At 44.1% G+C, this 12,786-nt stretch carries 10 protein-coding genes; 2 read left to right on the forward strand and 8 right to left on the reverse strand.

What is annotated here, in order from left to right:
* Nucleotides 1-8: 8 nt before the first annotated feature.
* Genes B0O44_RS07495 through B0O44_RS07510 form a run of 4 tightly spaced genes read right to left on the reverse strand, consistent with a single transcriptional unit; the run spans nt 9 to nt 6,306 of the window.
* Nucleotides 9-743 (reverse strand): lysophospholipid acyltransferase family protein, encoded by a 735-nt coding sequence (locus B0O44_RS07495; protein ID WP_110828772.1) that lies wholly within the window; start codon nt 741-743, stop codon nt 9-11.
* Entirely contained in the window at nt 740-1,303 is a 564-nt protein-coding gene (locus B0O44_RS07500; protein ID WP_110828774.1) for an NUDIX domain-containing protein, read from the reverse strand. Before B0O44_RS07500 ends, B0O44_RS07495 begins: the two co-directional genes overlap by 4 nt.
* Nucleotides 1,304-1,353: 50 nt before the next feature.
* Complete coding sequence (locus tag B0O44_RS07505) at nt 1,354-3,756, reverse strand: TonB-dependent receptor (RefSeq protein ID WP_110828776.1); 2,403 nt, start codon at nt 3,754-3,756, stop codon at nt 1,354-1,356.
* A gap of 48 nt (nt 3,757-3,804) precedes the next feature.
* Nucleotides 3,805-6,306 (reverse strand): outer membrane beta-barrel family protein, encoded by a 2,502-nt coding sequence (locus tag B0O44_RS07510; protein WP_110828778.1) that lies wholly within the window; start codon nt 6,304-6,306, stop codon nt 3,805-3,807.
* 96 nt (nt 6,307-6,402) lie between these two features.
* On the opposite strand from B0O44_RS07510, the gene B0O44_RS07515 reads away from it, so the two are divergent.
* Nucleotides 6,403-7,002 (forward strand): thioredoxin family protein, encoded by a 600-nt coding sequence (locus tag B0O44_RS07515; protein ID WP_110828787.1) that lies wholly within the window; start codon nt 6,403-6,405, stop codon nt 7,000-7,002.
* On the opposite strand, the gene B0O44_RS07520 is transcribed toward B0O44_RS07515, so the two are convergent.
* Nucleotides 6,999-7,280 carry an ATP-dependent Clp protease adaptor ClpS gene (locus B0O44_RS07520; RefSeq protein ID WP_110828789.1) on the reverse strand — a complete coding sequence of 94 codons (282 nt, stop codon included), beginning with the start codon at nt 7,278-7,280 and terminating at the stop codon, nt 6,999-7,001. The two genes, B0O44_RS07515 and B0O44_RS07520, sit on opposite strands and share 4 nt — an antisense overlap.
* A gap of 80 nt (nt 7,281-7,360) precedes the next feature.
* Here B0O44_RS07520 and B0O44_RS07525 point away from each other — a divergent pair, with 80 nt between their 5' ends.
* The gene (locus tag B0O44_RS07525) at nt 7,361-8,407 is read left to right on the forward strand and encodes a 3-oxoacyl-ACP synthase III family protein (protein WP_110828791.1); all 1,047 of its coding nucleotides are present in this window, start codon (nt 7,361-7,363) and stop codon (nt 8,405-8,407) included.
* Nucleotides 8,408-8,428: 21 nt separating this feature from the next.
* On the opposite strand, the gene B0O44_RS07530 is transcribed toward B0O44_RS07525, so the two are convergent.
* Genes B0O44_RS07530 through B0O44_RS07540 form a run of 3 tightly spaced genes read right to left on the reverse strand, consistent with a single transcriptional unit; the run spans nt 8,429 to nt 12,750 of the window.
* The gene (locus B0O44_RS07530) at nt 8,429-9,304 is read right to left on the reverse strand and encodes an SDR family oxidoreductase (RefSeq protein WP_110828794.1); all 876 of its coding nucleotides are present in this window, start codon (nt 9,302-9,304) and stop codon (nt 8,429-8,431) included.
* 3 nt (nt 9,305-9,307) lie between these two features.
* Entirely contained in the window at nt 9,308-10,069 is a 762-nt protein-coding gene (locus B0O44_RS07535; protein WP_110828796.1) for an enoyl-CoA hydratase/isomerase family protein, read from the reverse strand.
* A 2-nt stretch (nt 10,070-10,071) separates the two neighbouring features.
* Nucleotides 10,072-12,750 carry a carboxypeptidase-like regulatory domain-containing protein gene (locus B0O44_RS07540; RefSeq protein ID WP_110828797.1) on the reverse strand — a complete coding sequence of 893 codons (2,679 nt, stop codon included), beginning with the start codon at nt 12,748-12,750 and terminating at the stop codon, nt 10,072-10,074.
* Between the last annotated feature and the right edge of the window lie 36 nt (nt 12,751-12,786).

Consider the following 12,786-nt stretch of genomic DNA (forward strand, 5'->3'; position numbering starts at 1 on the left):
GTGGCAGTCTATTGCTGCAGTTTCTCCCGGATGACCTGCTCGGCCTCCGCGGTAACCTCTTCAGGAGATTTTCCCGCAGTAGTCAGTGGAGGAAGTACAGTCCATCTGATCTTTTCACCTGTACTCAGGGGATAAGCCCCATAACGGACAATTCTCCAGGAATTTTCAATTGCAATCGGCACAACCAGTGCCTCCGGATTAATTTTTAACAAGGTCGCTATACCACCAACATGGAACCTTTTGATTTTTCCATCTTTGGCCCTGGTCCCTTCTGCAAAAATCATGGCCGACCAGTTGTTCTCTTTCATCCGACGGCCCAATTTGATGATTTCCCCTATAGATTGTTTGTTGTCTTTGCGGTCAATATTTGCCCCTCCTCCATATTTAAGGTTAAAAGAGATGGATGGAATTCCCCTGGTCAGCTCTATTTTTGAAATGAACTTCACATGATATTTCCTTAAAAAGTAAATGATGGCGGGAATATCATACATGCTCTGGTGGTTGGCAATAAAAACAATACTGCGGTTTTCAGGAAGTTGCTGCTGGTTAACGAAAGTGATGGAGTTCCCCAGAAGCCACTGGTTATAGGTCAGAAAAAAATTCAGGACATCCACAGATGATTTATGTGCCTTATAGCCAAAAAACTTATAACAAACCCATTGTATGGGCTGAAATATAACCAGGGTAAGAAAAAAACCGATGTAAAATATAGGACTCAATACGTATCCCAGAAGTTTGTTCATATCTTGTTAATTTGATCTTGCGCTATTAGTATTTTCGTTTTCAATATGGCAGCAACGCTCATGCTGTCTGTGATTTCTCCCTTCATGACCATTTCAAAAGCCTGATCAAAAGGTAGTTTTCTGACCGTAAGCTGCTCGGTGTCCTCAGGTTCGGCTTCGCCTGCGGTAAGTCCTGTTGCCAGATAAATAATGGACAGTTCGTTACTTACAGAATTCGACAAATGCATTTTTTGTATTTCCTTCCAATTTTTGGCCCTCAGGCCGGTTTCTTCCATCAGCTCCCTTTTTGCACTGTCCAGAGGGTCCAGGTGCAAAGGCCCTCCTCCCTCGGGAATTTCCCAGCTGTAGGCCTTAAGCGGAAAACGGTATTGCCCAACCAGCCAGGTATTCATCTGTTCATCCAGGGGAAGAATACCAATGGCGAAATTTTTAAAATGGACTTCACCGTAAATGCCCGGGCCACCCGAAGGGTTAATGACCTCATGTTCTGTCAGGCCAATCCAGTTGTTTTCGTAAATTTTACGACTTTTAAGCGTTGTCCAGGGATTATTTTCCTCCATGGCGCAAGATACAAAATTCTGGTTTTATGTAAATAAATCCTGGCTTCCCTTTATTTTACTGAGGTTGCAGGTGGGGCGGGGTTTTTGCGGACCTTTGTAAACCGGTAGTTGATGCTCAGAGACAGGTTGCTGGTGTTGCTGGAAGAATAACTGTTTAACCTGAAGTTTGCCCCTTCGTTATATAAAGTATTGTTCCTGCGGCCAAAAGGATCCGTTCCGCTGATGCGGATGTTCAGTCTGTTGTCGAAAAATAATTTTCTGGCGGCAAAACTGGTATTTAATGAGCCCTGGGTCCTGCCCTGTGCATTCAGGTTACTGGAATAGGTTAAGTTTGATTCAAAGGCTGTTTTAAAAGGAAGTTGTAACGAAAGTCCTCCGGCGGCCCTGAAACTGAATCCGTTCCGGTTTAAAGTGCTGTTGAGCAGGGAAGTGTAGTCGCTGCGGATTACACTCATATTGGTATTCAGACTTACTTTTTTTCCTGGTCGGTAATTGCCGGTCAGGAATAGGGCGAGGGAATTATTGGTGCCGACATTGTCATAGGTAGACTGGGAAACTCCGTTTGGTGCAACAGTTCTATATCTTTCAATGACTCCCCTGGCCGTGGAATAGGATAATCTGGGCGTAAAGGACCATTTTTCACCAAAAACACCAAAACTGATGTCCATCTGGTGTGTATAGGAAGGGGAAAGCCCGGGATTCCCGAAGTAAATGTTCAGGGGATCATTATTGTTGATCTGCGGATTGAGGCTGTTTTCCCTGGGTCGGTTGATTCTCATGCTGTAGCTGGCGCCTATGGTATACCTTTTTCTGAAAAAACGGCTTACAGAAAAATTAGGAAAAAGACTGAGATAAGGTTTAAGCGCATAAGAACCACCAGTGGAAAGGTCGAAATTAACGGACGTCAATTCTGAACGGATTCCGGTTTTAATGCCCCAGCCGTTTTTCTTATAACTATAGGAGGCATACCCGCCAAGAATATGCTCTGTATAGAGAAACCGGCTGGTCAATGCCATATTGATCAGATATTGCTGTTGCTGGAAATCAAAATTCTGTACCAGCAGGTCGTTGTCATTTTTTCTGTAATTGTATTGTATGCCTAGTTCCAGCTGGTCTCTTTTATTAAAAAGCGGTTTGTCATAGTCCAGGTTAAGGTTAAGCACTTTGTTCCCGATGTTGTTGTTGTTTTCCTGGAGCACCGGGTTTGCATATTGGGGAAATATGTATTTACGGTCCAGCAGCCTGAAATCTTTGCTGGCGTTGCGGCTCAGGCTCAATCCGACAGAAAGTTTCTGGCCATTGCTGTCTATTTTTAATTCGTAATCTGTATTAAAAAACAGGTTGTAATTGCTACCCTGGTTCTCATTCTGCTGGTCCCGGATGCGGCTCAGGTTTTTGTATTGGTCCAGGTAATTAAAAATTGTCCCGGAATTCCCTTTATTGTTGTTTTTGTTGTAGCTGACCGAAACACGCAGGTTTTGTTTTGTATCAATGTCCCAGTTTAAACCCGAACGGAAATTACCCCCGCTGCTGCGGCTGCGGCCCTGGTTGTGCTGGTCATAGTAAAAGGTGGTATCCGGGAAATAGTTTTCTCTGAAGGACTGTCCTGAACTTTTATAAATTCCAGTTCTGTAGGCCGCACTTCCATTAATAGAATAGCTTTTGGCTTTGTAAGATGCATTGGTGTTTGTATTGGTATTGCCCTGTAATCCTGTAGTAATGCCAGCATTTCCATTGAAACCGATTTTAAATCCCTTTTTCAGAACAATGTTCAGAATGCCCTCCCCATCGGCAGAATATTTTACCGGTGGATTGGTCATGACTTCAATTTTTTCAATGGCATCAGAAGGCAGTACATTCAGCAGGTCCGCAATATTGGAAGTCATGTAATCGGAAGGTTTTCCATCGATAAATACCCTGGTGCTTCTTTTTCCGGCAATTGTGGCATTGCCATCAATATCAACCTGTACCATGGGCACGTTTTTTAAAATATCTGTTGCAGTACTGCCTTCACCCAATATAGACTGGTTTACATTGTAGGTGATCATATCTGCAGTCATTTCCACGACCGGTTTGACCGCTGTGATGCTGACCTCTGCCAGGCTGTTCTGATCTGCACTGATCTTTAAAGCACCGAGATCCTTTTCTAAAGACTTTTCCCCTAAAATAATGCCTTTAACAAACAAAGGGCTAAACCCGACATAACTGACCCGGAGTTTATACACACCCGGCTTTAAGGCCTGGAAACGAAAATTTCCCTGCTCATCACTGACTGTGGTCAAAAGGACCAGCTCTGAATCGGCCGCATATAAAGAAAGCACTGCGGCCGGAACAGGTAATGCAGCGGCCAGGTCAATGATTTTTCCCCTGATGCTGCAGGCGGGTTTTACCTGTGCATAGCTGTAAAAACTGAGTGTCGTTAAAATAAATAAGAGGCGTAAATGTAATTTCAAAAAAATCAGGATATAAAAATACCGCAGCTGAAGCTGCGGTATAGGTGGTTAAAAAGATCCTTCATCCGGGCGCTGTTCCTGCTGCTGTTCTGGCTTTTTGTTTTTCTTGAAACTAAAGTCTGTTTTACCGAAACGGTAAGAATAGGTAATGCTGGCCATAGGACCGGTCATGTATCTTTTAAAATCAATAAGGGTACCGGTTGTTTTGGTCACCATACTCCAGTTTCTGGAATCCAGAATATTTCTTACGTTCAGGCTTAATGAAGATTTTTTGTTTTTGAAATCGTATTTGGCCCCGGCATCCAATCCGTACATCGCTCTTCTTGTGCCCTGGGCAAGTACCTGCTCTGCATTATAATCCCCCTTAATTTGCAGGGTAATGTTGTGCGGCAAGATAAAATTATTGGTCAGGTTGGCATCCCAGCTGAAACCGGAGTTGTTCAGCAGGTCGTTTTGTACCGCACCAGTAATTTTACTATGGTATAGGTTTACATTGGCTGTAAAATTCCAGGCTTTAAGCAGGTCTATTTTTCCGATCAGTTCCAATCCGGTCGCCACCTGTTTGGCCAGGTTTTGAGGGGTCGTGATGGTAATCCCCAGACTGTCAGGCAGGGACCTGACCCTTTGGATCACATCGTTGGTTTGGCGCAGATAGGCGGTAGTGATAAAGGTTACTTTGGGCCAGAATTTATTATAGCTTAATTCATAGGCGTGTACATCTTCGGGTCTTAGGTTTGGATTTCCCTGGCGATAGTTTAGCGGGTCGGAGGTATCCAGGAAAGGATTGGTATCCCAGCCTCTTGGCCTGTTGACACGTCTGCTGTAACTCAATTGTACCTGTTGTTCCCCTTTAAATTTCTGGGTTAGGAAAACGCTCGGATAAAGCCTGGTATAGGCCACTTTTCCAGGAGTATAGGTTATGGCATTGTTTGGAGAATAAGCACCAGACTGGGTATTTAAAGTGGCATCTTCGCCTCTTAAACCCAGCTGATAACCAAAATTTTTATACTGGTTCTGATAATTGGCATAAATGGCATGCACCTGATCTTTGCTGTTGAAATCATTGGTCAGCATAAAGTTGGTGTCGTAATTTCCTGTTGCATTATTTAAAGTACGGGAAAGGGTATTGTTGTCTGCATAACGGATCTGACTGCGGTAACCTGCTTCAAACTTTCCTGTTTTGCCTATTGGCAAGGCATAATCGGCCTGGATGTTGTAGTTTTTATTGCTGCCATAGCCATCATTGGTATTGACACTGTCTGGAAAAGTACCATAACTTCCCTTGCGGTAATTAAAAACAGTGGTGTACAGCTGCGCATTATCGTTGGTTCCTTTTGAGTAACCAAAATTAAAGGTCAGTTCCTCTCTTGGTTTTTTAAATTTCTGGGTAAAATCAAGGTTCAGGTCATAACTGTTTCCGTTTCCGTCTGTCGCATTTGTCCGGTTGCTCAGTTCAACAGGCCCTCTTTGTCCATTCAGCTTGTTAATGGTCAGGTATTCGTTCCTGTTGTTGTCGCGGCTGTTGAAGGAACCAGAGAAACTCAGGACACTTTTTTCTGCCACATAATAATCCAGACCAGCTTTTACATTATGGCCCTTGTCAAGCGACCTGCTGTCGGTATTCTGATCTGCAAATACAGTAGGGAAAGTGCCGTTTAAATAAGTGATGTTGTTGTATCCACCCCCCACACGCTTGCCATAACGATAGCTGTAATTTCCATACAGGTTGATCTTTTTGTTTTGAAAACTCAAACTGGTATTGGCATTGTAATTATCCCGGTTTCCGGCCGTTAAAGCCGCAGAACCATTTAACCCCAGTTTCTTGTTTCTTTTCAGTACAATGTTGATGATGCCCGACTGTCCTTCAGCATCATACTTAGCCGAAGGGTTTGTAATTAGTTCCACACTTTCAATGGAACTGGCAGGAATGGACTGAAGTATGGTGGCCACATCACCGCCGGCAATTAGGGAAGGTTTTCCGTCGATCAGGACTTTAACCCCTGTTGATCCCCTGAGGCTTACGTTTCCATCCATATCTGTTTGTACCGTTGGTACATTCTGAAGCAGGTCTGCTGCCGATCCGCCTTCACTCACCAGGCTCTGGTCCACAGAAAATACTTTTTTGTCGACACCCAGCTGGATGGTGCTCTTTTGCCCGGTAATTTTAACTTCGTTGAGTGCAGTTCCCTTTGCTGGGTTCATCTTAATGGTACCAAAATTAATTTCTTTGACCGCTCCGGAAATGTTCACCGAGTCCCGTACCATGGTTTGATAACCCACATAGCTGATTTTAAAGGTGAAAACACCTTTTGGTAAGCCCGTAATTTTTAAAATTCCATTGACGTCGCTCTGCGCTACTTTTACGGTCGCTTTGGTTCTTCTGTTGAGCACACTGGCTGTTGCAAAAGGGATGGTCTGGCTGTTTTGTGCATCTATAATTTTTGCACTGATGCTTGTTGAGGACCCTTCGGAACTTTGTGCTTTAAGTTTTACAGTTATCATACAAATTGCAACCGCAAATAGGAGAACTTTGTATACTTGCTTCTTCATCTATAATCTTCGTTTTCTTTATTTTTTAAGAGAGGACAAAGTAACGGCGAGGAATTTTAAAAAAGACCCCAGTAACTACTTTATTACAGCTATATCATGATCAATTACAGTAATATTTTTGTTAAGAACGGATTAAACTATGAAGCCTACCGAAAGTTGATCGCTGATCTGCTGGCGCAGGGAAAAACGACTGGCGAAGATGACTCGCAGGCTATGCTTCACTATACCAAAATGAATATTCAACGAATGAACCGGGTCGATAAGACCATTGTGCTTCAGGAAAAATTCACTTCAATTCTTGAAAAAATAACCGGTTCTTACAGGTTGCTGGTGATTTCTGAAGGATGGTGCGGGGATGCAGCTCAAATTGTACCTCTCTTTCATAAAATGGAGTTGGTTGCCCCGGAACGATTTTCTTTGCGTTTTGTACTCCGGGATGAGCACCTGGACCTTATTGATGCACATCTGACTGGTGGAGGAAGGGCCATTCCAGTACTGCTGATTTTAAATGAAAAGGGAGAGGTGCTCGCTAAATGGGGCCCCAGACCGGCCATTTTGCAGGCTTTGCTCAAAGAATGGAAAGCCGCGCATACCGATGCGCTGCTGGTTGCAGAAAAACTTCACGGCTGGTATGCGAAAGACAAAACCCTGACCACCCAGGAAGAACTGGCTGTACTTTTCAGTAGTCTGGATTAATCGACAGAAACGGTGAGACCTTCCTGTTGAAGAATTTTACGGTAAATTTCCATTTCTGTAAAAGAACCTTCCAGTATGGCACACTTTCCCTTGGTATGAACCTCCCAGGCTATTTTTTCAGCCTGGGACTCTGTATAGTCCAGGTACTTCATCATACAGTGAATAACGTGATCAAAAGTATTCACATCATCGTTCCATAAGATCAGGCGATGTGAAGTTTTCAGCGAGGAAAGAATTTCCTCCAGGGTAAAAGTTTCTTCTTTTGTTTCAGTGGACATGATACAAAAATAAGCTTATTTCAAAATAATGTTGCAGCTAAAATTATTTTTGCTTAAAATTTGCAGTTAAACCAAGTATAATGCAAAGTTCCAAGATCGCAGGCATAGGTTATTATGTGCCAAAAAACATTTACACCAATGATGACCTTTCCAGGTTCATGGATACAAACGATGCCTGGATTCAGGAAAGAACGGGGATCAAAGAGCGTCGTTTTGCCGACAGGTTAGAAGAAACAACGACAACGATGGGCATTGAGGCGTCGAAGATTGCCCTTGAAAGGGCAGGAATTACAGCTCAGGATGTTGACTTTATTGTTTTCGCTACCTTAAGTCCGGACTATTATTTTCCTGGCTGTGGGGTCCTGCTGCAAAGGGAAATGAAAATGAAAGAAATTGGTGCCCTGGATATCCGCAACCAATGTTCTGGTTTTGTATATGCACTTTCTGTCGCAGACCAGTTCATCAAAACAGGGATGTACAAAAACATATTGGTGGTGGGCAGCGAGAAACATTCTTTTGCCATGGATTTCAATACCCGCAGCAGGAACGTCTCTGTTATTTTTGGAGATGGGGCCGGGGCAGTAGTCCTGCAGCCTGCAGACCGCGAAGGGCAAGGCATATTGAGTACGCACCTGCACAGTGACGGGGCCGATGCAGAAATTTTGGCCATGTATTACCCGGGGGCCCATGCCAATAAATGGATGAGAGATCAGCCCGGCTATCCTGATCAGGAACTGGGTGGTTTGTTTATGACTACAGAACAACTCGAAAGCGGGGCCGCATTGCCTTATATGGATGGACCTGCTGTTTTCAAAAAAGCAGTCGTGAAATTTCCGGAAGTCATTAAGGAGGCCCTGGAAGCAAATCATTTGGGACCACAGGATATAGATTTGTTGGTCCCCCATCAGGCCAACCTGAGGATCAGTCAGTATGTTCAGCAATTGCTGGGCCTGCCTGATGAAAAAGTATTTAATAATATTCAAAAATACGGCAATACCACCGCTGCCTCTGTTCCCATAGCCCTGTGTGAAGCCTGGGAGGCGGGGAAGATCAAAGAGGGTGATCTGGTTTGCCTGGCCGCTTTCGGCTCTGGTTTTACCTGGGGCAGTGCTTTAATCCGCTGGTAAAGCGTCAGATCTGCAAAAGGTTTAACTCCCTTTTGCAGATCTGGTCATTTGCTCAAAAGCATCCCACATTTCATTAGGGACGGCCTCCAGTCCATTAAACTGTCCGGCACCCTGGAGCCATTCTCCACCATCTATAGTAATCACTTCACCGTTAATGTATCCGGCAAAATCGCTGATTAAAAATGCGGCCAGATTGGCCAGTTCCTGATGGTCCCCAACCCTTTTTAAAGGAACCCTGTTTTTAAAGTCAAATTTTTCTGCCAGGTCTCCGGGAAGCAAGCGTTCCCAGGCACCTTTGGTTGGAAATGGGCCAGGTGCTATGGCATTGGTCCTGATTCCATATTTTCCCCATTCTACGGCAAGGGAACGGGTCATTGCCAAAACACCGCCTTTGGCGCATGCAGAAGGTACAACATAAGCGGAACCGGTAAAGGCGTAGGTGGTCACAATGTTTAACACGTTTGCTGTTTGTTTTTCCTTGATCCAGTGTTTACCAAAGGCTAGGGTACAATTGACTGAGCCTTTGAGTACAATGTCAATAATGGAAGAAAAAGCATTGGCCGACAGTCTTTCGGTCGGTGAAATGAAGTTACCGGCGGCATTGTTCAACAAAGCGTCGACCTTTCCAAAAGCCTTAAGGCTTTCTTCCAGCACATGTTCTACCTGACTATATTCCCGTACATCACAGGCAACGGCGAGTACTTTACCGCCTGTTTCTTTTTCCAGCTCTGCCGCTGTTTGCCGGATCACTTCCAGTTTGCGGCTGGTGATGACCAGGTTTGCACCCAGTTTCAGGAAATAGGTGCCCATGGCTTTACCCAAACCGGTACCGCCACCTGTAATCACAATGGTTTTGCCTTTTAAGGCATCATCTCTCAGCATGGGTTGATTGTACATAGCCTATTTTTTTTGAAGGTTATCAATAATGGTTTTCAGAATATTTCTGGTGGCTGGTGACCACCATTGTTCGAGCATCAGGGCCAAAGAAGCACTTTGGTCTGCCTGGGTTGCCGCAATCAGTTCCTGTCTGATGTTCAGTTTACTTTGCTGCCAGGTATTGGCTTCAAAAGCCATGTATTTTCTGATTTTTCTTTCCGCTGCAGTGAGAATACTTTCACCTTTGACCAGCTCGTCCACCAGACCGGCCTGTAAAGCCTCTTCCGGATTAAAAAGACGTCCTTCCAGTAAACTTCTGCTGGCCCCAGCCTTTCCAAGCCAGAAAGAATACAAACTGAATATACTGTTTGGAACAATAATGCCCACTGGTACCTCGTTCAGTCCGATAATGTATTTCCCTTCTGCCATAATCCTTGCATCACAAGCCAGGGCAATCACACAGCCCCCTGCAGGACTGTGGCCATTTATTGCTGCAACAAGTGGTTTTTTAAAGCTGGTAATGGTGGCGCAAAAATTCAAAAAGAGCTCCCAGAAAGATTTAACATCCTGCTCATTGTACTGGTACAATTCAATGAGGTCCAGGCCTGCCGAAAAAAAATGGTCCTGACCAGTGATGATGACCCCGCCAATATTCGCATCTGCAGAAATATTGGTAAACATGTCGCTGAGTTCGGTAATCATTTCCCTGTTCAGCGCGTTTGACTTTCCCCGGTTAAGGGTGATGATCGCCAGGCGGTCTTTTATGCTAACTTTAATCGTATTCATATTTATTTTACTTCATAGGTGTATACCTTGCGGCCCAGTTGCCCTGCACCGTTTATTCCTTCCAGTACCACCCGGTAAAGGCCGGGCAGGTCGGTATTGTAATAATCAAATTCTTTTTTGCCAGCTGCATCGGTGACCACCTGAGGGTTCCAGTAAACGGTTGTTCTCAAATCTGGTCTGCTGCTGGACTGAGGCGTAAATTTAGGGGAATAGAACTGACGGGAAGAATAATAACCTTTGGGATTATAGGTAATGATGCCGGGCGCATATACTGTACTGTAATTACCGCCTCCCCTTTTGGTGGTAATCACCAATACACCACCGCCGCCGCGCATACCGTAAATGGCCGTATTGCCAATGGATTTTAATACTTCAATCGTTTCCACATCCTGAGGGTTCAGGTTGTCCAGAAAATCCGGTTCCATAGGCATACCATCTACAACGATATTCATTGGGGTACCCTGGGACCGCATTAGGTAGGCTTGTCCGTTTCGGATCATCAGTCCTGCAACCCGGCCCTGAAGGCATTGGCTCAGGGTAACACAGGTGCCCAGTTGTTCCGCTGTAATGACTGCATCTGCACGACCTGCCCCATTGAGGTTGGAAGAGTTTTTTGCAGGATTTTTCTTTTCTACAATATTAACTTCCTTCAGGTTAATGCTGCGCTGCAGCAATCCACGTCTGGTCAGTTCTTCGAAATAATTTTCACTTTTTTTGACATAGCCCGAAATGGCTTCATTTACATTCACCTCAATATCCCCTGTGTTTTTGTTCTTGGTGACCATTTGTCCGGGCACAACATCCATTTTAATTTCTACATTTTTTTTGTTTTTGCCTGTCCTGGCCTGTACCACAAATTTGGTGCTGTCATTAAAGATCAGGTTGTCAAAAGAAAAACGTCCGTTTGCATCCGAAAGTGTATCAATGGTAAACAATCCGCCTGAAGAAGAGAACAGGGAAACTTTTCCTTTTTCAATAGGTTTGCCCCCCAATGTGGTGATCGTTCCACTGATTTTTAAAGACTTTTCTGGCTGAAAGCTGTTGAGAGGCGGAAGGTCATTGATGACGTTTTTCCAAAGAAACCTTCTCCAGCCCTGTGTCATTAAAAGATTGTCCAGTTCATGAAGTGTAGTGGCGCTGCGGTCCTGAAAATAATGATTTGGTTTTTCTACATAACCCGAAAGGTCTGAGGTCAATAAAAGACTCGTGTAAATATTGCTTTCGTTGTCCAGGTCTGGCTGAACAATTGTCGTATTGGTTACCGAAACAGAAAAGCTGCCCTGAACAGGTTTACCCTCAAAACCAGAAGATAAATTGAATTTTACCTGTTCTCTTTTTTGATAGGTTTTTTTATCAGACTGTAGCTGCAGGTCCATGAAATCGTTGGTGTTATGGACAAAAGCAAGTCTTTCGGCAACGGGCTCGTTATTGGGGCCGAACAGGGTAAACTGTATAATTCCTGAAGGGATATCTTTAGTAGGGATATTTACTGAAACGACCTGTTTTTCTGTTTTTGCAACAGTGGAGAAGCACAGGGTTCCATTATTTTGGCCAACAAGTTTTAATTCGCCTTTGTTCAGGTTGTCCTGACTGATGTATAACCTGACACTGAATTTTGTACTGTCTACAAGGTTCACGGAAAGCACGTAACCACTGCTTTGGGCTTTGGGCAGGTTTACTTTTTGCTCAGAACCGTTGGGCATTTTAAGGACTGCCGTATAAGTTTTACCGGACTGCGGGTTTAATGTGAAATTTCCCATTCCCAGGTACGAAGAATTGAATTTTGTAACCTCAGTTCCTTCATTGTCGACAAGGGTCCCGCTGATGTCTTTACCCAATCCAGCGCTGTTAATGGCTTTAAAAGCGACTTTGGAAGGAATATTTTCCACCAGGTTTCCACCTTCGGGGAAAAACTGAACATCCAGCTCCTGGGAAGCCAGGTTCAGCAGTATGTTTTTGCTTACCTTTTGCTTGTCCGGTAAGGCCAGAGTGGCAGTAATGGTCCCTGTTTTTAATTCCGGATGCGTATTGAGGAAACTGAAGTCAATTTCACCATTATTGTTGGTTACAGCCTTTCCCTTATGGACATTCTTAAGGTTCATTTGTACCACATAGCTAATTTCGGTTGCGGTATAAGGATGTCCTGCTTTGTCGGTAAACCGGATGGTGCTGTTGATTTTTTGGGCTTTATCTTCAGGGCTAATGGTATAGGTTGCGTTGGTGAAAACTTTGTTTGCCCAGGCGTTGCCAATTTTAAGGGTCTTGTCAAAAAAGAATTCAGGACCTGCATTGCGCATCCATTGGGTGTAAGCCCTGATCCGGTAATTCCCTTCCTGCAGCGAATCGGGCAGTTTAAAATCGCCCCAGCTGATGCCGGCCATTAAAGGAAGTTTTAATTGTTTTTTTACAGAATCCGATTCACTGATCAGTTCCACATAAAGGATGTCACTGATATTGGTTGGCCTTGTGGTCTGGGTATTGATCACATAGGCCTTAAACCAGATGTCGTCTCCAATGGCATAATAAGGCTTGTCCAGGTGCAGATAGACTTTCTCCTGCGGGTATTTCTGATTGTAGGCCTCCATTTTTTTCAACAGGGCAGCAAAGGGGCTGTCCTCTATTTTAAAAGCGGCAAAAGTACCTGCCAAAAGAAGTAGCGTTAAAACTAATTTAGTTTTCATTAGTGGTTCTGGTTAACAAAAATAAAGCCTCAATAT

The organism is Pedobacter nutrimenti (genome assembly GCF_003208655.1).
Taxonomy (GTDB): Bacteria; Bacteroidota; Bacteroidia; order Sphingobacteriales; family Sphingobacteriaceae; genus Pedobacter; species Pedobacter nutrimenti.

What these genes read in the sequence shown, in the direction of transcription:
- B0O44_RS07495 (WP_110828772.1), bottom strand. Translation starts at nt 743, where the DNA reads ATGAACAAACTTCTGGGATACGTATTGAGTCCTATATTTTACATCGGT.
- B0O44_RS07500 (WP_110828774.1), bottom strand. Translation starts at nt 1,303, where the DNA reads ATGGAGGAAAATAATCCCTGGACAACGCTTAAAAGTCGTAAAATTTAC.
- B0O44_RS07510 (WP_110828778.1), bottom strand. Translation starts at nt 6,306, where the DNA reads ATGAAGAAGCAAGTATACAAAGTTCTCCTATTTGCGGTTGCAATTTGT.
- B0O44_RS07515 (WP_110828787.1), top strand. Translation starts at nt 6,403, where the DNA reads ATGATCAATTACAGTAATATTTTTGTTAAGAACGGATTAAACTATGAA.
- B0O44_RS07520 (WP_110828789.1), bottom strand. Translation starts at nt 7,280, where the DNA reads ATGTCCACTGAAACAAAAGAAGAAACTTTTACCCTGGAGGAAATTCTT.
- B0O44_RS07525 (WP_110828791.1), top strand. Translation starts at nt 7,361, where the DNA reads ATGCAAAGTTCCAAGATCGCAGGCATAGGTTATTATGTGCCAAAAAAC.
- B0O44_RS07530 (WP_110828794.1), bottom strand. Translation starts at nt 9,304, where the DNA reads ATGTACAATCAACCCATGCTGAGAGATGATGCCTTAAAAGGCAAAACC.
- B0O44_RS07535 (WP_110828796.1), bottom strand. Translation starts at nt 10,069, where the DNA reads ATGAATACGATTAAAGTTAGCATAAAAGACCGCCTGGCGATCATCACC.
- B0O44_RS07540 (WP_110828797.1), bottom strand. Translation starts at nt 12,750, where the DNA reads ATGAAAACTAAATTAGTTTTAACGCTACTTCTTTTGGCAGGTACTTTT.